This window comes from Bradyrhizobium commune, assembly GCF_015624505.1.
GTDB lineage: Bacteria > Pseudomonadota > Alphaproteobacteria > Rhizobiales > Xanthobacteraceae > Bradyrhizobium > Bradyrhizobium commune.
In genome coordinates this window covers 5287891-5309233 of record NZ_CP061379.1, presented here as the reverse complement: position 1 = coordinate 5309233, position 21343 = coordinate 5287891, and the positions used below count along the sequence as shown (strand labels likewise).

Sequence of the window (21343 nt, the reverse complement as noted above, 5' to 3'; positions counted from 1 at the left end):
CTTTCACATCTCTTCAGGGGCGCGCATCATCGCGTTAGCCCGAAACAGCAAGTCCCGGAAGCCAGATCTTGAAAGCGATGGCTTCCGGGACTTCACAACTTGTCGACACCTACTCGTCCTGCTTGGTCGCCCAATAGAGCAGGACCTGGTTGTCCGCCCGCTGGGTCAGTTTCACCTTCTTCGACACGCCCCAAGCGAGCGCTTGCTGGTGCAGCGGAACGTAGGCCCAGTCCTTGATCGAGATCTCCCAGGCCTGCTTGATCAGGAGATCGCGCTTGGCCGGATCGGGTTCCAGGAGAACCTTGTCCGCGAGCTCGTCGAACTGCCTGTTGCAATAGCCGGCGAGATTGGCTTCACCGCGGTTGGGATCCTTGGGATCGTCACGGCAGCCCATGATGTCGTGCAGCACGTTGTGCGAGTCGAGCGTATCGGGGGTCCAGCCCAGCATGAACAGCGAGGTCTTGTAGCCGCCGGGCTTCAGCACCTTGGCGAAATACAGCGCCTTGGGCTGCGCCAGCAGGTTTACCTTGATATTGATGCGGGCAAGCATGCCGACGATAGCCTGGCAGATCGCGGCGTCATTGACGTAACGATCATTGGGGCAATCCATCGTCACTTCGAAACCGTCGGCATAGCCGGCGTCCGCCAGGAGCTTCTTGGCGCTATCAGGGTCGAACTTCGGTCGGGTGAAGTCCTTCGACAGCGAATAGAGCTCCGGCGCGATCATCAGCGGGGATGGCGTGGAGAGGCCGCGCATGACGCGATTCTTGATCAGGTCGACGTCGATCGCCCTGTAGACGGCTTCGCGAACGCGAATGTCCTTGAACGGGTTCTTGCCCTTGACGTTCGAGTACAGGAGTTCGTCGCGGGACTGGTCCATGCCGACGAAGATGGTGCGGAGTTCAGGTCCCGTCAGCACGGTCGCATTGGGGCTCGCATTGACGCGCTGGATGTCCTGGACCGGAACCGGCTCGATCACGTCGACCTCGCCCGACAGCAGGGCCGCGACGCGCGTGGCCTCGGAGGCGATCGGGGTGAAGACGATCTCCTTCAGATTATGCTCCGGCTTCCTCCACCAACCCGGGTACGCCTTGAAGACAGTCTTCACGCCCGGCTGATGGCTCTCGATCGTGAAGGGGCCGGTGCCGTTTTCATGGAGCGAGGCGTAGCTCGGGGTCGTGGCGGCTGCCGGCGTCGGTGCCACTGCATCGTTCGCCTCTGCCCACTTCTTGTCCATGATGTACCAGGTCGCCCACAGCGCCGTCAGGATGGGATTGGGCGCGGTGAGGATGAAATCGACGGTGTAATCGTCGATCTTGACGACCTTGGCGTCGGCGGGGAGGCGACTGAGAAAGTTCGAGCCTTTGGCCCGCACGCGCTCAGCTGAGAACACCACATCGTCCGCGGTGAAGGGGTCGCCGTTGTGGAATTTGACGTCCTTGCGCAGGTGAAAGCGCCAGCGTGTCGGCTCCGGCGTCTCCCAGCTTTCGGCCAGTGCCGGGATGATCTTCAGGTTCTTGTCGCGGGCAACCAGGCCCTCGTAGACATGGCCGAGATGCGCACTGGTGGTCGACTCGTTCAGTGTGTAGGGGTCGAGCGACTTCAGCTCACCCTGGTTGGCGTAGCGCAGCGTCTGGCTCGACGCCGGCGAGACCGCCAACGCCAACACACCGGCGAGCGTCGCCGCAAACAGACTTCGTCCGACTGACATTCTTGACCCTCTCCACTCGCCCGCACCGTCATTTTTGATTGTTCGGCGGGGCCGATCGATCCATGTTGCCCAGAGTTCTCGACCCGTGCAAGCGCCATTCCAGCAAGGAACGCGCCAAGTTGCACCGCTGTGCAGCAATGCTGACCGACAATTTAGGGGCGAGAGCCGCGCGGGGGACATGGGACTTTCGGCCTGCGGAGTCCGGGAATAAAGACGGAAACGCCCCACAGGCCGGGCGGCAAGCAAGCGTGGGAGCGATTTGATTGACCATATCCGCCGATTGCCGAAGCCGGCCTCCGGCCCCCGTCTCAGGTCGCTTGCGTCGCATGCCATGTCGCGGCGATACTGCGCCGGGCCGCTCGAATCTCATCTGGAGGGGACATGAAAGTTAACATCGAAATCGACTGCACCCCCCTCGAAGCTCGCCAGTTCTTCGGATTGCCGGATGTCTCGCCGATGCAAATTGCCGTCATGGACAAGCTGCAGCAGCAGGTCCTGAGCAATATCGACAAGGTCTCGCCGGAATCGTTGATCCAGAGCTGGTTCACTTTCGATCCGAAGCTCGCCGAGCGGTTTCAGGACATGTTCGTCACCATGGCCGGCCTCGGCGGAACACGCAGCAGCGACAAGAAGAAATAAATGTCGGCCGCGGGGGACGGGGCGCCAGACGCTGGCCGGCTTCGCCCGCCGGCCCTCGGTCTCCTGCTTGCCGAGGCGCGCGGCCTGCTCGAATTCAACGCCAGCCTCCTGCTTTCGCCGTTGCTGATGCGCGCGCCGCGGGGAGACGGCCATCCGGTGCTGGCGCTGCCGGGCTTCCTTGCAAGCGACCTCTCGATGGCGCCGCTGCGGCGCTATCTCAGCGAGCTCGGCTATGAGGCGCATGCCTGGCGGATGGGCCGCAATCTCGGAGGCCTTGCCCGGATGCGCGAGGCCTTGCGCGTCCGTCTCGCCGAGATCCACGCCGCAAGCGGACGCAAGGTCAGCCTGGTCGGGTGGAGTCTCGGCGGCGTCTATGCCCGCGATCTTGCGCTTCAGGCGCCCGAGATGGTCCGCAATGTCGTGACGCTCGGCAGTCCCTTTGCCAACGATGTGCGGGCGACCAACGCGACCGCACTCTACGAGATGATGTCCGGTGAGCGGGTCGAGGATATGGCCGAGCTGCGCGCGGCGATCGCCGGCGAGCTTCCGGTGCCGGCGACCTCGATCTATTCGCGCACCGACGGCATCGTGAACTGGCGAACCTGCCTGTTGCAGCCGTCCGAGCGCGCCGAGAACATTGAGGTGCACCTCGCAAGCCATATCGGGCTCGGGGTCAACCCCGCTGCGCTGTGGGCCGTGGCGGACCGCCTGGCGCAACCGGAGGGAGAGTTCTGGCCATTCGACCGGGGCGGGCCGTTTGCCATTGCATATGCCCCACAGGACCGGGCAGTATCGGTCTGACGAGAAGCGCCACCCAAGGCGCCCGCCAAAATAATTCGGGAGGGAACTATGGCCGACGGGAAGAAGCTGTCGTCGCTCGACGCATCGTTTCTCTATCTGGAAACACCGGAAATGCCGATGCATGTCGGCAGCATGGCGATCTTTCGCCTGCCTGACGACTACAAGGGCGACTTCTTCGAAGACTTCAAGGCGATGATCGTCTCGCGCCTGCACATCGCGCCGATCCTCAAGGCGCGGCTGGAGAAAGCACCGCTCGACATCGACCATCCCTCCTGGGTCGAGGACGATCAGTTCGACATCGACCGCCACATCTTCCGCGCCAGCCTGCCGGCGCCGCGCGACCGCGCCACGCTCGAGCGCATCGTCGGCTGGATGCATGCCAAGCTCCTCAACCGCGCCCGTCCGCTCTGGGAGTTCTATGTCTTCGAGGGCATGAAGGACAACGAGGTCGGGCTCTATTCCAAGATGCACCATGCCGCCATCGACGGTGGCGCCGGGGCGGCCCTGACCAACATGATCTACGACATCTCGCCGATCCCGCGGCAGGTCGATCCGCCGACCGGCGGATCGAAGCCCGGGCAGGAGCCGCGCGATATCGCGGCCAACCTGCTCGATTCCTATCAGCAGCTTTTCACTCAGCCGCTCGATGCCTCGGCGGCCGCGAAGAATTTGCAACTGCCGCGTACCGGCAAGAGCGACATCGGCTCGATCCTGTTCGACAACGCGATGTACCAGATCGAGAGCGCGGTGCGCTTTGCCGGCAACATCCCGACCATGGTCAAGAGCGTCTCCGACGTGCTCGGCAAGATCTCCGATCCGAAGTCGCGCGAGAGTCTCGCCAGCATGGTATCGCCGCCGACCATGCTCAACAAGTCGATCTCCTCGGAACGCAGCTTTGCCGGCGTGTCGATCTCGCTGTCGCGCGCCAAGGCGCTGGCCAAGCAGGCCGGTGGCAAGCTCAACGACGTCGTGCTGGCGCTCGCCTCCGGCGTGGTCCGCCGCTACCTCCGGCAATACGGCACGCTGCCGGCGAAATCGCTCACCGCCGCCGTGCCGATCTCGCTGCGCGAGGAGGGCAACACCGAGGCCAACAACCAGGTGTTCGGCATGATCTGCGCGATCGCGACCAATATCGAGGATCCCAAGGCTCGGTTGGAGGCCATCATCGCGCAATCGACCAAGTCCAAGGAAATGTCGCATCCGCTGCGGGCCCTGATGCCGCAGGTGTCCAACATCTCGATGCTGGGCGCGCCGATGATGACGCAGATCTTGGCGCTGCTCTATAGCCGTTCGAACCTCTCGGACGTGCTGCCGCCGGCCGCCAACATCACCGTGTCCAACGTGCCGGGGCCGCGACAGACGCTCTACGCCGCAGGCGCCGAGCTCCTGCACATCTTCCCGGTGTCGATCTCGACGCATGGGCAGGCGCTCAACATCACCGTGCAGAGCTATCGCGACCAGCTCGATTTCGGCTTCATCGTCGGCGCCAACATCATTCCGCACGTGCAGGTGATGTGCGACATGCTGCCGGAGGAGTTCGCCGCGCTCGAAGCGGCTTACGCGCCGCCTGCGGCCGACATCAAGGGCGCCGCCGAATAGGAATCTCGCCAGGAATCCCATGATGATTGAAATGCCGCCGCTCAAGTTCGCGCAGACGAACGGAATCCGCATGGGCTATTACGAAGCAGGCCCGGTCACCGACGCCCCGCCGATGGTGCTGTGCCACGGCTGGCCCGAGCTCGCTTTCTCCTGGCGCCACCAGATCAAGGCGCTGAGCGGGGCCGGCATCCGCGTGATCGCGCCGGACCAGCGCGGCTATGGGGCGACCGACCGGCCTGAGCCGGTCGACGCGTACGATATGGAGCACCTGACCGGCGATCTCGTCGGCCTGCTCGATCATCTGAACATCGAGAAGGCGATCTTCGTTGGCCACGACTGGGGCGGGTTCGTCGTCTGGCAGATGCCGCTGCGACACCCTTCGCGTGTCGCCGGCGTCGTCGGCGTCAATACCCCGCATTGGGACCGCGCGCCGATGGATCCGATTGCGCTATTCCGCCAGCGCTTCGGCGAGCAAATGTACATTGTCCAGTTCCAGGATCCCGCGCGCGAGCCGGACAGGATTTTCGGCAGCCGCGTCGAGCAGACCTTCGACGCGTTCATGCGCAAGCCGCTGCCGCGGCCGGACGCGAAGTCCGATGAGCTGCCGCTTGCCGGCATCGGTGCCTCGTCGAAGACGAACCTGGCGTTCCCGCAGATGATCGCGGCCTACGATGCCAAGGTCGATGCGCGCACGCCGATTCTGTCCGCCGACGAGAAGAAGGTGTTCGTCGACACCTTTGCAAAGACCGGCTTCACCGGCGGCATCAACTGGTATCGTAATTTCACCCGTAATTGGGAGCGGTCGAAGGGCTTGGACCACCACATCCACGTGCCGTCGCTGATGATCATGGCCGAGAACGACGCGGTGCTGCCACCGTCGGCGGCCGATGGCATGGAGAAGCTTATTCCGGACCTGGAGAAGTATCTGGTGAAGGACAGCGGCCATTGGACGCAGCAGGAGAAGCCGGAAGAGGTCAGCGCCAGGCTGATCGAATGGCGTAGAAGGCGGTTTGGCTAGCTCGTTATCGCGAACTCGTCATTGCGAGGAGCGAAGCGACGAAGCAATCCAGATCTGTCACCGCGGATACATTTCTGGATTGCTTCGCTTCGCTCGCAATGACGACATTGAGGCAGGGGGACTACATTTCGATGTCATCCAAGAACCGACTGGACCCGATTCCGCAGCCGCCGACCAAGCCGGTGGTCGGCAATATGCTGTCGCTGGATTCGGCTGCTCCCGTGCAGCATCTGACGCGGCTTGCCAAGGATCTCGGTCCGGTCTTCTGGCTCGACATGATGGGCTCCCCGATCGTCGTCGTCTCCGGCCATGATCTCGTCGACGAGCTCTCGGACGAGAAGCGCTTCGACAAGACCGTGCGTGGCGCGCTGCGGCGCGTGCGCGCGGTCGGCGGCGACGGCCTGTTCACGGCCGACACCCGCGAGCCGAACTGGAGCAAGGCGCACAACATCCTGCTCCAGCCGTTCGGCAACCGCGCCATGCAGTCCTATCATCCGAGCATGGTCGACATCGCCGAGCAGCTCGTCAAGAAATGGGAGCGGCTCAACGCCGACGACGAGATCGACGTCGTCCACGACATGACCGCGTTGACGCTCGACACGATCGGCCTCTGTGGTTTCGACTATCGCTTCAACTCGTTTTACCGGCGCGACTATCACCCATTCGTCGAGTCGCTGGTGCGCTCGCTCGAAACCATCATGATGACGCGCGGCCTGCCGTTCGAGCAGCTCTGGATGCAGAAGCGGCGCAAGACCCTGGGCGAAGACGTCGACTTCATGAACAGGATGGTCGACGAGATCATCGCCGAGCGCCGCAAGAGCGCCGAGGCCGTCGACGACAAGAAGGACATGCTGGCCGCGATGATGACCGGCGTCGACCGCTCGACCGGCGAGCAGCTCGACGACGTCAACATCCGCTACCAGATCAACACGTTCCTAATCGCGGGGCACGAGACCACCAGCGGCCTGTTATCGTACACGCTCTATGCGCTGTTGAAGCATCCGGACATTCTGAAGAAGGCCTATGATGAGGTCGATCGCGTGTTCGGTCCGGATGTCGATGCCAGGCCGACCTATCAGCAGGTGACGCAGCTCAGCTACGTCACGCAGATCCTGAAAGAGGCGCTGCGTCTGTGGCCGCCGGCGCCCGCCTACGGCATCTCGCCGCTAAAGGACGAGGCCATCGGCGGCGGCAAGTACAAGCTCCGAAAGGGCACGTTCATCACCATCCTGGTGACGGCGCTGCATCGCGATCCCAGCGTTTGGGGGCCGAACCCGGATGCGTTCGACCCGGAGAATTTCAGCCGCGAGGCGGAGGCCAGGCGGCCGGTCAATGCCTGGAAGCCGTTCGGCAACGGCCAGCGCGCCTGTATCGGTCGCGGCTTCGCCATGCACGAGGCCGCGCTCGCGCTCGGCATGATCCTCCAGCGCTTCAGGCTGATCGACCACCAGCGTTACCAGATGCATTTGAAGGAAACGCTGACGATGAAGCCGGAAGGCTTCAAGATCAGGGTGCGCCCGCGCGCCGATCGTGAGCGTGGTGCCTATGGCGGACCATTGGTAGCTTCGACGTTGAAAGCGCCGCGCCAGCCGACCACGCGGCCCGGCCATAACACGCCGATGCTGGTGCTTTACGGCTCCAATCTCGGCACCGCCGAGGAACTGGCGACCCGCATGGCCGACCTTGCCGAGATCAACGGCTTTGCCGTGCATCTCGGGCCGCTCGACGATTATGTCGGCAAGCTGCCGCAGGAGGGTGGCGTGCTGATCATCTGCGCCTCCTACAACGGCGCGCCGCCGGACAATGCCTCCCAATTCGTCAAATGGCTCGGCGACGATCTGCCCAAGGATGCCTTTGCCAATGTGCGCTATGCCGTGTTCGGTTGCGGCAACAGCGACTGGGCGGCGACCTATCAATCGGTGCCACGTTTCATCGACGAACAATTGTTGAAGCATGGTGCCCGCGCGGTCTATCCGCGCGGTGAGGGCGATGCGCGCAGCGATCTCGACGGCCAGTTCCAGAAATGGTTCCCGGCGGCAGCCCAGGTTGCAACCAACGAATTCGGCATCGACTGGAATTTCACCCGCACCGCGGAGGACGATCCGCTCTACGCGATCGAGCCGGTGGCGGTGACCGCCGTCAACACCATCGTGGCCCAGGGTGGGGCGGTGGCGATGAAGGTGCTGGTCAATGACGAGCTCCAGAGCAAGAGCGGGGCCAATCCGTCGGAGCGTTCGACGCGTCACATCGAGGTGCAGCTGCCGTCGAATGTCGCCTACCGTGTCGGCGATCATCTGAGCGTCGTTCCGCGCAACGATCCGACACTGGTGGATTCGGTCGCCCGCCGCTTCGGCTTTCTGCCGGCCGACCAGATCAGGCTCCAGGTCGCCGAGGGCCGCCGGGCGCAATTGCCGGTCGGTGAGGCCGTGTCGGTCGGTCGCCTGCTCAGCGAGTTCGTCGAGCTGCAGCAGGTCGCGACGCGCAAGCAGATCCAGATCATGGCCGAGCACACCCGCTGTCCGGTGACCAAGCCGAAGCTGCTGGCCTTTGTCGGCGAGGAGGCTGAGCCGCTCGAGCGCTATCGCACCGAGATTCTGGCCAGACGGAAATCGGTGTTCGACCTGCTGCTCGAATATCCAGCCTGTGAACTACCGTTCCACGTCTATCTCGAAATGCTCTCGTTGCTGGCGCCGCGCTATTACTCGATCTCGTCCTCGCCGTCGGTCGATCCCGCGCGTTGCAGCGTCACGGTCGGCGTGGTCGAGGGGCCAGCCGCCTCTGGGCGCGGCACCTACAAGGGCATCTGCTCGAACTATCTCGCCAATCGGCGCGCGGGCGATGCGATGTATGCCACCGTGCGCGAGACCAAGGCCGGCTTCCGCTTGCCCGATGATGCATCCGTGCCGATCGTCATGATCGGCCCGGGCACAGGTCTGGCTCCATTCCGCGGCTTCCTTCAGGAGCGCGCTGCGCGCAAGGCGAAAGGCGCCGCCCTCGGTCCGGCGATGTTGTTCTTCGGCTGCCGCCATCCCGATCAGGATTTTCTCTATGCGGACGAACTGAAGACGCTGGCGGCCAACGGCATCACCGAGCTCTTCACCGCGTTCTCGCGTGCGGACGGACCGAAGACCTATGTGCAGCACGTCCTCGCCGCGCAAAAGGACAGGGTCTGGCCGCTGATCGAGCACGGTGCGATCGTCTATGTCTGCGGCGACGGCAGCAAGATGGAGCCCGATGTGAAGGCGGCGCTGGTTGCGATCCATCGTGAAAAGACCGGCAGCGATGCGGTCGCCAGCGCACGCTGGATTGAGGAGATGGGTGCGAAGAACCGCTATGTGCTGGACGTCTGGGCGGGCGGGTAGCCCACGGCCTGCTCTCGTCGCCCGGATGGAGCGAAGCGAAATCCGGGAGGTCTTTCCGCGGAGGAGGCAATCCCGGATTGCGCTGCGCTCCATCCAGGCGACGAAGCCATGAAGCAAACCGTGCTAAAGCTCTCCCATGATTCCCTGGGAAACGATCGACACCGCCAAAATCCCCGGCTCCGACGAGGAGCTCCGCCTGATGCGGCGCGGCAAGGAGTTTTCCATCAAGCTCGGCACCAACGAGCTGATGAACAGCCGTCTGTCGGGTTCCGAGGCAGCACTCGCGACACTCGCGGCGAAGCAGATCGAAAAAGTTGCCAAGCCGGTCGTGCTCATCGGCGGATTGGGGATGGGCTTCACGCTGCGTGCCGCGCTCGGGGCGTTCGGGAGCAAGGCGCAGATCGTGCTGTCTGAACTGGTGCCGTCCGTGGTGGCCTGGGCGCGCGGCCCGATGGCGGAAATTTTCGGCGACAGCCTCGGCGATCCTCGCGTCGATGTTCGTGAAGTCGATGTTGCTCAGCTGATCGAACGGCATCCCCTCACGTTTGATGCCATCCTGCTGGATGTCGACAACGGTCCCGAAGGTCTCACCCGAAAGGCCAATGACGCGCTGTACGATGCCGCGGGGTTGAGGCGAGCGCACACCGCGCTCCGGCGAGGCGGAGTGCTCGCGGTCTGGTCGTCTGGACCTCATGCAAAGTTTTCACGCCAACTCCGGACGGCGGGTTTCGAAGTCAACGAGGTCAATGTCCGTGCCACCGGCAAGGGTGGCGGTGCGCGCCATGTGATCTGGATCGCGCGGAAGGCTTAAGCCGCCTTCACTGCCGCGCCATGCGCGTGCTTGTCGATGGCGTCGATGATTTGCGGCCAGAACCGCATCGGCAGGGCATGGCCCATGTCCTCGATCATCAACAATTTCGCGCCGGGGATCGAGGCGGCGGTGTCCTTGCCGCCTTCAGGATGCACCAGCGGATCGACAGTGCCATGGATCACGAGTGACGGCGTCTTGACGGCGTGCAGCCGCTCCTTGCGGCTGCCCGAGGCGAGCACCGCGCGCAGCTGGCGGCCGACGCCAGCCGGATTGAGACCGCGCGCAAACGTGCGTTCGGCCCGGCCGGGATCGAGTGCTTCCTCTTCGGGGAAAGAGCCGGCGCGCAGCACCGTCCAGTTTCGGCAGAAGCGCGCGATGTACTCTTCCTTGCTGCGCGGCGGTGGCGCCATGAGCACCGCGGCTGCTTCGCGGCTCGGCGGCGGCAGGCGCGGATTGCCCGTTGTCGACATGATCGAGGTCAGCGAGCGCACGCGCTGTGGAAACGACAGGGTCACTTCCTGCGCGATCATGCCGCCCATGGACACGCCGACGAGGTGTGCGGACTTGACGCCGAGCGCGTCCATCAGGCTGACCGTGTCTTTCGCCATGTCGATCAGCTTGTAGGTCGCGGCGACCGGGACCTTCAGGAACCGCAGCTTCAACAGCTCAAGCGGCGTCAGGCGTTTGCCGCCGGTCAGATGGCTGGACTTGCCGATATCGCGGTTGTCGAAGCGGATCACGCGGAAGCCGCGTGCGGCAAGCCGCTCGCAGAAGGCATCGTCCCAATGGATCATCTGCGCCCCGAGCCCCATGATCAGTAGCAGCGGCTCGGCATTGTCGTTGCCAAAGATCTCGTAGCAGATGTCGATGCCATTGGCGCGGACGGTCTGCGGCGGCTGATGGGTGGAGGCGGTCACGGGCGCGTTCCCTCGAAATTCTCTGATCTTCGCTGTATCGCACGGTTTCGTTCCGCGAAGAAGCCGCGTGCGCGACACCGGTTGACCGGCACGCCGCAACGGTGTGGTATGGCGGAAAAGAAGGGCACAAGCCCTCCACATTGGGAGGATGCCGATGACCGACAAGATCAACGATCCGGTCGCCTTGTGGCAGAAGATGGTTGGCGAGATGGAGAAGGGGTTCAACTCCTTCGCCACCAAGGCCATGGAGACGCCTGAATTCTCGCAGGCCATGAATCGCGCCGGCGGCGTTGCTGCGGGTGCTCAGAAGCAGTTCGGCGATCTCATGGAGAAGTACCTGCTCTCGATGAACCTGCCGAGTCGCGAGCAGATGACCGGCATCGCCGAACGACTGCAAGTCATCGAAGGTCAGATTGGCGAGATCAAGTCGATGCTGAGCCAGATGTCAGCACATTCGGTCGGAGCGCAGGCTGGCGCCGCACCGCGGCCGCCGCGCACGAAACGTCCGCCGTCAGAGGGCGGAGAGCAAAAATGAACGCGGCGACGGGACTTGACTTCGCGGCAATCCCGGAGCGCATCCAGTCCGAGGTGCAGCGCGCCATCCAGCGCAGCATCAAGGGCGTCGAGTATTTTTCGACGTCCGGCCCCACGCTCGGATCGACACCGAAGGACGTGCTGCATTCGCGTGGCACGATGAGCCTCTACCACTACCGACCGATGACGGACGAGATCTACCGCGTCCCGGTTCTGATCGTGATGGCGACCACCAATCGCGGCTACATTCTCGACCTCGTGCCCGGCCAGAGTTTCATCGAGTTCCTGCTCAAGCGCGGCTACGACGTCTACATGCTCGACTGGAGCGCGCCGCGGCCGGAAGAGAAGAGCCTGCGGATGGAGGACTACGTCCTCGACTTCATCCCGGATTGCGTTCGCCGCGTGCAGGCCGATTCCGGCGAGCAGGAGATCTCCGTCATCGGTTATTGCTTCGGCGGGGTGCTGTCGCTGCTCTACGGCTCGATCTTCCAGGACGGGCCGATGAAGAATCTGATCTGCTTCACCACGCCGGTCGACTTCCGCGAGATGAAACTGTTCTCGAACTTCTCCGACCGCCGCTACTTCGACGTCGACCGTCTCGTCGACAGCATCGGCAATGTGCCGCCGGAGATGATCCTGTCGTCGTTCGAGATGCTGCGCCCGGCCTCGCGCGCGGTGAGCCAGATCCAGCTCTGGGAGAACATCTGGAACGACGAGTTCGTGAAATCCTACCGGATGTTCGACCGCTGGGCGACCGACACGCTGCCGCTGGCCGGCGAATATTTCCGCACCATCACCAAGGACCTGATGTGGGACAACAAGCTCTTCAACGACACCATGTCGGTTGGCGGGCGGTCCGCGAAGCTCGAGAACGTCAAGGTGCCGATCCTGCACGCGGTCGCCGAGCACGATCACATCGTGCCCTATGAGGCCGCAAAGCATCTGATCGCCAAGATCGGATCCGGCGACAAGGAAGAGGTGATGCTGAAGGGCGGTCACGTCTCGCTGGTCGCCGGCGCCAACGCAGTGAAGCGGCTGTGGCCGAAACTGGATACCTGGCTGGGAAAGAGATCGACATGACTGAGCAGCGCTCCTATCCGCGTCGCGTCAAGACCGAGGCCGGCGACATCGAGATCCGCCTGATGTCGCCTGCGGACGAGGCCGCCGTGCTCGCCTTCGGCAAGGGCCTGCCGACACACGACCTGTTGTTCCTGCCGCGCAACATCAGCGAGCCGAAAGTGCTGTCGGCCTGGGTCAAGGAGATCGAGCGGGGCGCGATCACGAGCCTGCTTGCGGTGAGGGCGGGCCAGGTCGTCGGCTGCGGTACGCTGGTGCGCGACCCGCATTCGTGGTCGCCGCATGTCGGCGAGATCCGCATGGTGGTCTCGCCCGACGTTCGCGGGAAGGGGGTGGGGAAGGCGCTGTCGCAGGAGACCTTTGCGCTCGCGCTCGGGGCGGGCCTGAAGAAGCTCTCGGTCCAGATGACGGTCGACCAGCAGGCGGCCATTGCGCTGTTCGAGAGCCTCGGCTTCAAGGCCGAGGCGCTGCTGCGGGATCATGTTAGGGACGTTGGCGACAAGACCCACGACATCGTCGTGCTCGGCCACAACATCGCGCAGGTGCAGGCCCAGATGGAGGCCTATGGGCTTCCGGGCGCCGTCCAGCATTAGAGGCCCGGTCAGCTGTCCGGGAACCCGGCTGACCAAGGGGGCGCCAAATTGCCTCCCATTAAGGCTTTTCACGGTTTCGTGATATCGCAGTGCAATACGAATATTGCATCGCACAATTAACTATGCCATATAAGTCGTGCCCCGGGCCAATGCGGACGGGGTGAGCCCATAGCTCAACCCAATGAGGATGGAGAGAACCCTATGACCACTGAGACCAATACCGCTTTCGAGGGCTTCAAGGACGCTTTCAAGAACATCCAGAACCTGGAAGTTCCCGAGGCTGCCCGCGAATTCGTCAAGAAGACCGCCAACACCGCCAAGGACCGTGCTGCCGAGGTGTTCGCTGGCTCCGAGCGCGTGACCGCCGCCGTCGAGAACGCGGTGACCGAGTCCGTCACCGAGGCCGGCAAGATCAGCCGCAACATCCAGCAGGCGATCTACGAGGACGCCGAGGCGTTCTTCTCGGGCATCGACAAGCTCGCCTCCGCCAAGTCGGTCAGCGAAGCCGTCGAGATCCAGTCGAGCCTGCTCCGCGCCCGCGGCGAAGCCTTCGTCTCGCGCGCCAAGGCGACCGCCGACTATCTCGGCAACCTCGCCGCCAACGGTGCGAAGTCCGCTCAGGACAATTTCGCCAAGGTCTACAACAAGACCGCCTGATCTGGCGCCTGCGTTGACAAACTGAATTTTAAGGCCCGCTTCGGCGGGCCTTGTTTTTTGCGCTGCCGTCATCGCGAGCGCAGCAAACCAGAGCCTCTCCGCAGAGACAGTCTGGATTGCTTCGCTTCGCTCGCACTGACGGAGTACTGTGACGCAGTCATGGACTCATCCGCCACCTTCTCCTTCGACGCTCCAGGCGATGCCGAACGCGCGGCCGAGCTGCGCCGCGTCAAGGCGCTGGCGACGCTGGTGCTGGCTTCCACGCTCTTGCTCTTCGTCGTCGCGAAATGGCTGTTGCCCGTGCATCCCGCGTTCGGCTTTGTCGCAGCCTTCGCGGAAGCCGCGACCATCGGCGGCCTGGCCGACTGGTACGCCGTGGTCGCGCTGTTCAAGCGGCCGCTTGGCCTGCCGATTCCGCACACCGCGATCATCCAGAGCAACCAGGCGCGTATCGCCGACAAGCTCGGCGAATTCATCCAGGTGCATTTCCTCGAGGCTGGTCCGGTCGAGGCCAAGCTGAAGGAGATTGATTTCGGCTCCTTCGTCGCCGACTGGCTGCGCGACCGCAAGCGCAGCGACGATCTGGCGCGCTTTGCGCTGCGTCTCCTGCCGGAAGCCGTCTCGGCGACCGAGACCTCCGGCCTGATGACCTTCATCATCCGGCGCATGTCGTCGCAGCTCCAGGCGATCGACCTTGCGCCGCTTGCCGCCGGCACCTTGCGCGGCTTCGTCGCGGAGGGACGGCACCAGATCCTGTTCGATGATCTCCTGCGCGTGATGCACGAGACGCTGCATCAAAAGGACACGATGGCGATGATCCGCGACAAGGTGCGCGCGGAATTGCCGACCCTGCTCAGGATCTATCGTGCCGACAAGTTTCTCGTGAACAAGCTGGTGAGCACGGCCACGGCCTTCTTCGATGAGGTGCGCAGCGACCCCAAGCATCCGTTCCGCGGCGAGTTCGACCGCATGGTGCTGACATTTGTCGACCGGCTCGGCACCGATCAGGCCTATATCGATCGGATCGACGGCTTGAAGCGCGACCTCCTGGCGCGGCCCGAGCTTGCCGACCTTGCCCGGAACGTCTGGGCGAACACGCGCTCCTTCATCGAACGCAGCGCGTCCGGCGAGACGCAGGTCTTGCAGAACCATCTCGCCGGCATGTTCGTCGCCGCCGGCGAGGCGCTCGCCGGCGATGCCGAGCTGCGCGGCGAGATCAACAACGGCCTGGTGACGGTGCTGCGCAGCTTCGTCGCCGACCAGAAGAGCGGCGTCTCCACCTTCATCTCCGACCAGGTGAAATCGTGGAATATGACGCAGCTGATTTCGCTGATCGAAATCAACATCGGGCGCGACCTGCAATACATCCGTTTCAACGGCTCGCTGATCGGTGGGCTCGCGGGCCTCGCGCTCTACTCCGTAGAATTCCTGCTTCGATTGTTGTGACTTTTGCGTCACGCCCGTTAGCATTAACGCACAGGCCTATTGTGGCCTCGTGTCTCTCCCGCTTGAATGTGGGGAACCGCCCGCCTACCTGATTCATGCTGCGCTGCGGAACGTTCAAGAAGCCGGCGTATTGGAATTCTTGCCCATTTGCCGGCATCGAGCCGGCGTCTTTCCCGGGGGATTCGTTGATGACCGCTACTGCCCAGACGCTGCGCCCGCCGTCCCGCACTCTGATGTTTCTGGAGGGGCGCGCGATCCACGAGTTCGGCGCATTCCTCGGCGCGCTGCCCTTGCTTAGCCTCGCGCCGCGCGGTGATGGGCACCCCGTTCTCGTGCTGCCGGGCCTCGTGGCCTCCGACGTGTCGACGCGCGCGCTGCGCACGTTTCTGACCAGCAAGGGCTATGCGGAGAGCGGCTGGCGGCAGGGCCGCAATTACGGCCTGCGCCCGGGCGTGCAGGATGCGATGGTCGATCTGGTCCAGGAGCTCAGCGACAAGCACGGCCGCAAGGTCAGCCTGGTCGGCTGGAGCCTCGGCGGCCTCTATGCGCGCCAGCTCGCCAAGATGATGCCGGAGCGCGTTCGCCAGGTGATCACGCTCGGCAGCCCCTTTGCCGGTGATCCCCATTCGACCAATGCCTGGCGTGTCTATGAATGGGCGAGCGGCCGCAAGTCCGACGAGGTCGATCCGCAGTTCGGCGGCGAGCTCGCCGTGCCGCCGCCGGTGCCGACCACCGCCATCTTCAGCCGCACCGACGGCGTCTGCGCCTGGCAGGGCTGCATGGAGAAGACGGGCGCCGAGACCGAGAGCATCGAGATCGACAGCAGCCATTGCGGCATGGGGCATCACCCCGCCGCGGTCTATGCAGTCGCCGATCGCCTCGCGCAGCAGGAAGGCGAATGGCGGCCGTTCGACCGCAGCGGCTGGCGCAGCCTGGTCTATCCCGACCCGCACAGGTAGCGCTCTTCTTCGCCTCGCTCCGCTTGCGGGGGAGGCGGCGTCGCAGCCAGCGTCGCTCCCGTCCATTGTCCCGCCCGCATCAAACGCGCTATGCCTCGCGCATGGCGCATCCGCTCTCCCGCATCATCGACCAGCTCAAGCGCGAGCCGTCGCGCACCGGCTCCATCGTCATCACCGTGTTCGGCGACGCCATCGTGCCGCGCGGCGGTGTGGTGTGGCTCGGCACGCTGCTGGAATTCTTCGAGGGCCTCGACATCGACAGCGGCGTGGTGCGCACGGCGATGTCGCGGCTTGCGGCCGATGGCTGGCTGACGCGGGAGAAGGTGGGCCGCAACAGCTTTTATCGTCTCGCCGACAAAGGCCGCCAGACGTTCGAGGCCGCGACCCGCCACATCTACGATCCGCCGCCATCCGGCTGGACCGGCCGTTTCGAGCTGCTGCTGATCGGTAACGGCGAGGACCGCGACGCCTCGCGCGAGGCGCTGCGAAATGCCGGTTTTGGCAGTCCGCTGCCGGGCGTCTGGGTCGCGCCGTCGGGCGTGCCGGTGCCGGAGGAGGCTGCCGGTGCTATCCGCCTCGAAGTCTCCGCCGAGGGCGACAGCGGGCGTCGGTTACTCAGCGAGAGCTGGCCATTGGAGCGGACTGCGGACGCCTATCTGAAGTTCATGAAGATGTTCGAGCCGCTGCGCGCCGCCATCGCACGCGGGGCGTCTCTCTCCGAGGCCGACGCCTTCACTGCGCGCGTTTTGCTGATCCATTATTACCGTCGCGTCGTGCTGCGCGATCCGCTATTGCCCGAGAGCCTCTTGCCGGCGGACTGGCCGGGCAGGGCTGCGCGAGAGCTCTGCGGCGAGATCTATCGCGCGCTGCTCCTCCCGTCGGAACAATGGCTGGATGACCATGGAACCAACGAAAAAGGGCCGTTGCCGCCGGCGCGGAAGCTCTTGGAACGGAGATTTGGCAGTTGAGTTTTATGTTACAGAAATATCTTGCATGAAATAATTTTTGTTATATGTTGCCTCCCGACAATTCGGGAGGATGCGCATGTACACCCAGGCGCTCAATACGGCCGAGGCCGACGACCGCAACGTCGAGGATGCGACGCGGGCCGCGCAGTTCCAGGCCCGCATCGATGCCGAGGAGCGCATCGAGCCGAACGACTGGATGCCGGCGGCCTATCGCAAGACGCTCACCCGACAGATCTCCCAGCACGCCCATTCCGAGATCGTCGGCATGCTGCCCGAAGGCAACTGGATCACGCGCGCGCCGACCTTGCGCCGCAAGGCCGCGCTGCTCGCCAAGGTGCAGGACGAGTGCGGCCACGGGCTCTATCTCTATGCCGCCGCCGAGACGCTCGGCACCTCGCGCGAGGAGCTGGTCGATGCCATGCTCGCCGGCAAGGCCAAATATTCCTCGATCTTCAACTATCCGACGCTGACCTGGGCCGATATCGGCACCATCGGCTGGCTGGTCGATGGCGCCGCGATCATGAATCAGATCCCGCTGTGTCGCTGCTCCTACGGCCCCTATGCGCGCGCGATGATCCGCGTCTGCAAGGAGGAATCGTTCCATCAGCGTCAGGGCTACGAGATCATGCTGACGCTATGCCGCGGCTCGGACGAGCAGAAGGCCATGGCGCAGGATGCGCTGAACCGGTGGTGGTGGCCGGTGCTGATGATGTTCGGCCCGCCGGATGCCACCAGCCAGCACAGCGACATCTCGACGAAATGGAAGATCAAGCGCTTCTCGAACGACGAGCTGCGCCAGAAGTTCGTCGATGCCACCGTGCCGCAGGCGCAATTTCTCGGCCTCAATATTCCAGATCCCGGCATGAGTCAGGATGCCGAGGGGCACTGGCGCTACAGCGAGATCGACTGGACGGAATTCAAGCAGGTGCTTGCCGGCAACGGCCCCTGCAACCGCGACCGCATGGTCGCGCGTCGCAAGGCACATGATGACGGCGCCTGGGTGCGCGAGGCGGCCGCCGCCTACGCCGCAAAGCGCGCGCATCGCCAGACCGCGCAAGCTGCCGAATAAAGGGATCAATATGGCCACGCCGAACACGCCGCTGTGGGAAGTCTTCATTCGCAGCCGCAACGGGCTCGCGCACAAGCATGTCGGCTCGCTGCACGCGAACGATGCCACCATGGCGCTTCAGGCTGCCCGCGATATCTACACCCGCCGCGGCGAGGGCCTCTCGATCTGGGTGGTGCCGTCGACCGCGATCACGGCGAGCGATCCCGCCGAGAAGGGCATGATGTTCGAGCCGGCGGAATCGAAGATCTACCGGCACCCGACCTTCTACGAAGTGCCCGAAGACGTGGGGCACATGTGATGCCGGTCGCCAACATCCAGATCTCGGAGACGCCGCTGGTTCTGTACGCGCTGCGCCGTGCCGATGATGCGTTGATCCTCGGCCACCGGCTGTCCGAATGGTGCGGGCATGCGCCGATGATGGAAGAGGACATGGCGCTCTCCAACATCGCGCTCGACCTGATCGGCCAGGCCCGCGAGCTCTACTCCTATGCGGCCAAGGTCGAGGGCAAGGACAACGACGAGGACAAGTTCGCGTATTTGCGCGACGTCCGGCAGTACCGCAATCTGCTGCTGGTCGAGCAGCCGAACGGCGACTTTGCCCAGACCCTGGTGCGGCAGTTCTTCTATTCCGCCTTCGCCGATCTCTACTGGCGCGCGATGATGACTTCGCGCGATGCGACGCTCGCGGCCATCGCCGCCAAGTCGGAGAAGGAGACTGCTTATCATCTGCGCCACGCCTCTGAGTGGATCGTCCGGCTCGGCGACGGCACGGACGAAAGCCACGCGCGCGCGCAAGGAGCGATCGATCATCTCTGGGCCTTCACGGGCGAAATGTTTGGTGTCGATGACAGCGAGCGCGCCCTGATCCATGCCGGCATCGCCATCGATCCCGGCACCTTGCGCGGTCGTTGGCTGACGACGCTCTCAGACGTCGCCGGTGAAGCCACGCTCGAATTGCCGAAGAACGACTGGATGCAGCAGGGCGGCCGCGCCGGCCGCCACAGCGAGCATCTCGGCCATCTTCTGTCGGAGCTGCAATCGATGCAGCGGACTTTCCCGGGGCTGACATGGTGACGATGCTCGATCATGACACCGATCTGCGCCAGCGCGCCTGGGATGCCGCGGCGAGCGTCGTCGACCCCGAAATTCCGGTGCTGACGATCGCCGACCTTGGTGTGCTGCGCGACGTTGCCGTCGACGGCGATGTCGTCGAGGTCGCGATCACCCCGACCTATTCGGGCTGTCCGGCGATGAACATGATCGCGGTCGAAATCGAGCTCGCGCTGGAGCGCGCCGGTTTCCGGCATCCCAAGGTGCGCACCGTGCTGTCGCCGGCCTGGACCACGGACTGGATGAGCGAGGAGGGCCGCCGCAAGCTGCACGCCTACGGCATTGCGCCGCCGCAAGCCTCACACTCGCGCCGCACGTTGTTCGGGGAGCAGGCGGTCGCGTGCCCGCAATGCGGCTCGGCGAAGACCGAGCTTCTGTCTGAATTCGGCTCGACCTCCTGCAAGGCGCTGTGGCGCTGCAAGGCCTGCCGCGAACCCTTCGACTATTTCAAGTGTCATTGACCATGTCAGCAGCTGCACCGCGCTTCCATCGCCTGGCCGTCAACGACCTCCGCCGCGAGGCGTCGGACGCCGTCTCGATGACTTTCGCGATCCCGCGCGAACTCGCGGGCGATTATGCCTTCAGCCCCGGCCAGTATCTCACGCTCCGCACCACACTCGACGGGGAGGAGGTGCGCCGCTCCTATTCGATCTGCTCAGGCCCTGACGATGGCGAGATCCGCATTGCCGTGAAGAAGGTCGAGGGCGGTGCGTTCTCGAGCTGGGCGGCAGACGAGCTGAAATGCGGCGATGAGCTCGAGGTGATGACACCGACCGGACGCTTCGGATGGGTCCCGCCGGCCGACGGCGGGCAAGTTCATGTCGGCTTTGCCGCAGGCTCCGGCATCACGCCGATCCTGTCGATCGTCAAGGGCGTGCTGGCGCGCGAACCCGACAGCCGCTTCTTCCTGTTCTACGGCAACCGCGCGACCGACAACATCATGTTCCTCGAGGCGCTCGAGGAATTGAAGGACCGCTTCATCGAACGGCTCTCGATCTTCCACGTCATCTCCGGCGAGGAGCAGGACATCCCGATCCTGCATGGCCGGCTTGACCGCGACAAGGTGAGGGTGCTGCTGCGCTCGCTGGTGCCGGCCGAAAGCATCGACCATGTCTTCGTCTGTGGTCCGGTCGCGATGAGCGAGGAGGTCGAGGCAACCTGCCGCGATCTCGGCATCGCCGAGGACCGCATCCATGTCGAACGTTTCGTCTCCGAATATGGCGGCAAGCCGCGGCCGAAGAAGATCGTTGCGCCCGACGCGCCGCCGAAGGCGATCGCCTCGCTGATCATCGATGGCAAGCGCCGCGACGTGCCGGTCGCGGAGGACGAGGCGATCCTCGATGCCGCGCTACGCGCCGGAATCGATCTGCCCTTCGCCTGCAAGGGCGGCATGTGCTCGACCTGCCGGGCCAAGCTGGTCGAAGGCGAGGCGCCGATGGACCTCAATTATTCGCTGGAGCCCTGGGAGCTGAAGGCCGGCTTCGTTTTGACCTGCCAGGCCAAGCCATGTTCCGAGCGGGTTGTGGTCGATTACGACCATGTTTGACAGTGTTGGCCATCCGGCAGAACATCATGAGAGTTGACCGGGAGAAGCGCGTGAACGTCAAAGCCGCCCTGTCGCCTGAGGATATTGCCCGCGCCTGCGCCGATGCGATGTGGGCGGAGGACGATGCCTCGAAGGGGCTCGGCATGGAGATCGTCGAGATCGGCCCCGGCTTCGCGACGCTCGCAATGACGGTGCGGCCGGACATGGTCAACGGCCAGCGCATCGCCCATGGCGGCTTTATCTTTACGCTCGCCGATTCCGCATTTGCCTTTGCCTGCAACTCGCACAACGACCGTGTGGTGGCGGCGCAGGGGCAGATCACCTTCATCAGGCCGGGCAGGCTCGGCGACCGGCTCGTTGCGAAGGCGCGCGAAGTCACCCGCAGCGGTCGCTCCGGCATCTACGATGTGCGCGTCACCGCAGGCGACACCGTCATCGCGGAATTCCGCGGGCACTCACGTGTCATCCCCGGCACCTGGCTGCCGGTGCAGGATCGATAAAGAAGAACACCAATGTGGGGAAACGA

At 64.1% G+C, this 21343-nt stretch carries 21 protein-coding genes; 19 read left to right on the top strand and 2 right to left on the bottom strand.

Annotation, left to right across the window (positions count from 1 at the left end):
* Positions 1 to 109 precede the first annotated feature (109 nt).
* On the bottom strand, positions 110 to 1711 hold the full coding sequence (locus tag IC761_RS25010) for an ABC transporter substrate-binding protein (protein WP_195799352.1): 1602 nt from the start codon (positions 1709 to 1711) through the stop codon (positions 110 to 112).
* A gap of 381 nt (positions 1712 to 2092) precedes the next feature.
* Here IC761_RS25010 and IC761_RS25005 point away from each other — a divergent pair, with 381 nt between their 5' ends.
* From IC761_RS25005 to IC761_RS24980, 6 genes are all read left to right on the top strand, one after another.
* Positions 2093 to 2350: a DUF6489 family protein gene (locus IC761_RS25005; RefSeq protein ID WP_011085662.1), complete on the top strand. Its 258-nt coding sequence runs from the start codon at positions 2093 to 2095 to the stop codon at positions 2348 to 2350.
* Positions 2351 to 3151, top strand: a complete 801-nt coding sequence (locus tag IC761_RS25000) for an esterase/lipase family protein (protein ID WP_195799351.1) — start codon at positions 2351 to 2353, stop codon at positions 3149 to 3151.
* 48 nt (positions 3152 to 3199) lie between these two features.
* Positions 3200 to 4750, top strand: a complete 1551-nt coding sequence (locus IC761_RS24995; RefSeq protein WP_195799350.1) for a WS/DGAT/MGAT family O-acyltransferase — start codon at positions 3200 to 3202, stop codon at positions 4748 to 4750.
* Positions 4751 to 4772: 22 nt separating this feature from the next.
* Positions 4773 to 5768, top strand: coding sequence for an alpha/beta fold hydrolase (locus IC761_RS24990; RefSeq protein ID WP_195804764.1), 996 nt, complete (start codon positions 4773 to 4775; stop codon positions 5766 to 5768).
* A gap of 131 nt (positions 5769 to 5899) precedes the next feature.
* Positions 5900 to 9130: a bifunctional cytochrome P450/NADPH--P450 reductase gene (locus tag IC761_RS24985; RefSeq protein ID WP_195799349.1), complete on the top strand. Its 3231-nt coding sequence runs from the start codon at positions 5900 to 5902 to the stop codon at positions 9128 to 9130.
* A gap of 136 nt (positions 9131 to 9266) precedes the next feature.
* Positions 9267 to 9941 carry a spermidine synthase family protein gene (locus IC761_RS24980; RefSeq protein WP_195799348.1) on the top strand — a complete coding sequence of 225 codons (675 nt, stop codon included), beginning with the start codon at positions 9267 to 9269 and terminating at the stop codon, positions 9939 to 9941.
* On the opposite strand, the gene IC761_RS24975 is transcribed toward IC761_RS24980, so the two are convergent.
* Positions 9938 to 10858 carry an alpha/beta fold hydrolase gene (locus tag IC761_RS24975; protein ID WP_195799347.1) on the bottom strand — a complete coding sequence of 307 codons (921 nt, stop codon included), beginning with the start codon at positions 10856 to 10858 and terminating at the stop codon, positions 9938 to 9940. The genes IC761_RS24980 and IC761_RS24975 overlap by 4 nt on opposite strands.
* A gap of 154 nt (positions 10859 to 11012) precedes the next feature.
* On the opposite strand from IC761_RS24975, the gene IC761_RS24970 reads away from it, so the two are divergent.
* The 13 genes from IC761_RS24970 (at position 11013) to paaI (ending at position 21317) form a co-directional block, all read left to right on the top strand.
* Positions 11013 to 11393: a hypothetical protein gene (locus tag IC761_RS24970; RefSeq protein ID WP_195799346.1), complete on the top strand. Its 381-nt coding sequence runs from the start codon at positions 11013 to 11015 to the stop codon at positions 11391 to 11393.
* On the top strand, positions 11390 to 12472 hold the full coding sequence (locus tag IC761_RS24965; protein WP_195799345.1) for a PHA/PHB synthase family protein: 1083 nt from the start codon (positions 11390 to 11392) through the stop codon (positions 12470 to 12472). Before IC761_RS24970 ends, IC761_RS24965 begins: the two co-directional genes overlap by 4 nt.
* The gene (locus IC761_RS24960; protein ID WP_195799344.1) at positions 12469 to 13062 is read left to right on the top strand and encodes a GNAT family N-acetyltransferase; all 594 of its coding nucleotides are present in this window, start codon (positions 12469 to 12471) and stop codon (positions 13060 to 13062) included. The genes IC761_RS24965 and IC761_RS24960 overlap by 4 nt, the downstream gene beginning before the upstream one ends.
* A gap of 201 nt (positions 13063 to 13263) precedes the next feature.
* Entirely contained in the window at positions 13264 to 13719 is a 456-nt protein-coding gene (locus IC761_RS24955; protein WP_195799343.1) for a phasin, read from the top strand.
* A gap of 159 nt (positions 13720 to 13878) precedes the next feature.
* Positions 13879 to 15165, top strand: coding sequence for a DUF445 domain-containing protein (locus tag IC761_RS24950; RefSeq protein ID WP_195799342.1), 1287 nt, complete (start codon positions 13879 to 13881; stop codon positions 15163 to 15165).
* A gap of 188 nt (positions 15166 to 15353) precedes the next feature.
* Positions 15354 to 16124 (top strand): esterase/lipase family protein, encoded by a 771-nt coding sequence (locus IC761_RS24945; protein ID WP_195799341.1) that lies wholly within the window; start codon positions 15354 to 15356, stop codon positions 16122 to 16124.
* A 101-nt stretch (positions 16125 to 16225) separates the two neighbouring features.
* On the top strand, positions 16226 to 17092 hold the full coding sequence (gene paaX / locus IC761_RS24940) for a phenylacetic acid degradation operon negative regulatory protein PaaX (protein WP_195799340.1): 867 nt from the start codon (positions 16226 to 16228) through the stop codon (positions 17090 to 17092).
* A 76-nt stretch (positions 17093 to 17168) separates the two neighbouring features.
* Positions 17169 to 18161 (top strand): 1,2-phenylacetyl-CoA epoxidase subunit PaaA, encoded by a 993-nt coding sequence (paaA, locus tag IC761_RS24935; RefSeq protein ID WP_195799339.1) that lies wholly within the window; start codon positions 17169 to 17171, stop codon positions 18159 to 18161.
* A gap of 10 nt (positions 18162 to 18171) precedes the next feature.
* The gene (gene paaB / locus IC761_RS24930; RefSeq protein ID WP_195799338.1) at positions 18172 to 18459 is read left to right on the top strand and encodes a 1,2-phenylacetyl-CoA epoxidase subunit PaaB; all 288 of its coding nucleotides are present in this window, start codon (positions 18172 to 18174) and stop codon (positions 18457 to 18459) included.
* A complete protein-coding gene (gene paaC, locus IC761_RS24925; protein ID WP_195799337.1) occupies positions 18459 to 19235 on the top strand; it encodes a 1,2-phenylacetyl-CoA epoxidase subunit PaaC in 777 nt (258 codons plus the stop codon). Before paaB ends, paaC begins: the two co-directional genes overlap by 1 nt.
* On the top strand, positions 19229 to 19732 hold the full coding sequence (paaD, locus tag IC761_RS24920; RefSeq protein ID WP_195799336.1) for a 1,2-phenylacetyl-CoA epoxidase subunit PaaD: 504 nt from the start codon (positions 19229 to 19231) through the stop codon (positions 19730 to 19732). Before paaC ends, paaD begins: the two co-directional genes overlap by 7 nt.
* A 2-nt stretch (positions 19733 to 19734) precedes the next feature.
* Positions 19735 to 20817, top strand: a complete 1083-nt coding sequence (paaE, locus tag IC761_RS24915) for a 1,2-phenylacetyl-CoA epoxidase subunit PaaE (protein WP_195799335.1) — start codon at positions 19735 to 19737, stop codon at positions 20815 to 20817.
* 50 nt (positions 20818 to 20867) lie between these two features.
* A complete protein-coding gene (paaI, locus tag IC761_RS24910) occupies positions 20868 to 21317 on the top strand; it encodes a hydroxyphenylacetyl-CoA thioesterase PaaI (RefSeq protein ID WP_195799334.1) in 450 nt (149 codons plus the stop codon).
* The last annotated feature ends 26 nt before the right edge of the window (positions 21318 to 21343 follow it).

Excerpts from the sequence above, each read along its gene's own strand:
- IC761_RS24995 (WP_195799350.1), top strand. The coding sequence starts at position 3,200 with ATGGCCGACGGGAAGAAGCTGTCGTCGCTCGACGCATCGTTTCTCTAT.
- paaA (WP_195799339.1), top strand. The coding sequence starts at position 17,169 with ATGTACACCCAGGCGCTCAATACGGCCGAGGCCGACGACCGCAACGTC.
- IC761_RS24985 (WP_195799349.1), top strand. The coding sequence starts at position 5,900 with ATGTCATCCAAGAACCGACTGGACCCGATTCCGCAGCCGCCGACCAAG.
- paaC (WP_195799337.1), top strand. The coding sequence starts at position 18,459 with ATGCCGGTCGCCAACATCCAGATCTCGGAGACGCCGCTGGTTCTGTAC.
- IC761_RS24950 (WP_195799342.1), top strand. The coding sequence starts at position 13,879 with ATGGACTCATCCGCCACCTTCTCCTTCGACGCTCCAGGCGATGCCGAA.
- IC761_RS24955 (WP_195799343.1), top strand. The coding sequence starts at position 13,264 with ATGACCACTGAGACCAATACCGCTTTCGAGGGCTTCAAGGACGCTTTC.
- IC761_RS24980 (WP_195799348.1), top strand. The coding sequence starts at position 9,267 with ATGATTCCCTGGGAAACGATCGACACCGCCAAAATCCCCGGCTCCGAC.
- IC761_RS25000 (WP_195799351.1), top strand. The coding sequence starts at position 2,351 with ATGTCGGCCGCGGGGGACGGGGCGCCAGACGCTGGCCGGCTTCGCCCG.
- paaD (WP_195799336.1), top strand. The coding sequence starts at position 19,229 with ATGGTGACGATGCTCGATCATGACACCGATCTGCGCCAGCGCGCCTGG.
- IC761_RS24970 (WP_195799346.1), top strand. The coding sequence starts at position 11,013 with ATGACCGACAAGATCAACGATCCGGTCGCCTTGTGGCAGAAGATGGTT.
- IC761_RS24990 (WP_195804764.1), top strand. The coding sequence starts at position 4,773 with ATGATTGAAATGCCGCCGCTCAAGTTCGCGCAGACGAACGGAATCCGC.
- paaE (WP_195799335.1), top strand. The coding sequence starts at position 19,735 with ATGTCAGCAGCTGCACCGCGCTTCCATCGCCTGGCCGTCAACGACCTC.
- IC761_RS24965 (WP_195799345.1), top strand. The coding sequence starts at position 11,390 with ATGAACGCGGCGACGGGACTTGACTTCGCGGCAATCCCGGAGCGCATC.
- paaX (WP_195799340.1), top strand. The coding sequence starts at position 16,226 with ATGGCGCATCCGCTCTCCCGCATCATCGACCAGCTCAAGCGCGAGCCG.
- IC761_RS25010 (WP_195799352.1), bottom strand. The coding sequence starts at position 1,711 with ATGTCAGTCGGACGAAGTCTGTTTGCGGCGACGCTCGCCGGTGTGTTG.
- IC761_RS24945 (WP_195799341.1), top strand. The coding sequence starts at position 15,354 with ATGACCGCTACTGCCCAGACGCTGCGCCCGCCGTCCCGCACTCTGATG.
- IC761_RS24960 (WP_195799344.1), top strand. The coding sequence starts at position 12,469 with ATGACTGAGCAGCGCTCCTATCCGCGTCGCGTCAAGACCGAGGCCGGC.
- IC761_RS25005 (WP_011085662.1), top strand. The coding sequence starts at position 2,093 with ATGAAAGTTAACATCGAAATCGACTGCACCCCCCTCGAAGCTCGCCAG.
- paaB (WP_195799338.1), top strand. The coding sequence starts at position 18,172 with ATGGCCACGCCGAACACGCCGCTGTGGGAAGTCTTCATTCGCAGCCGC.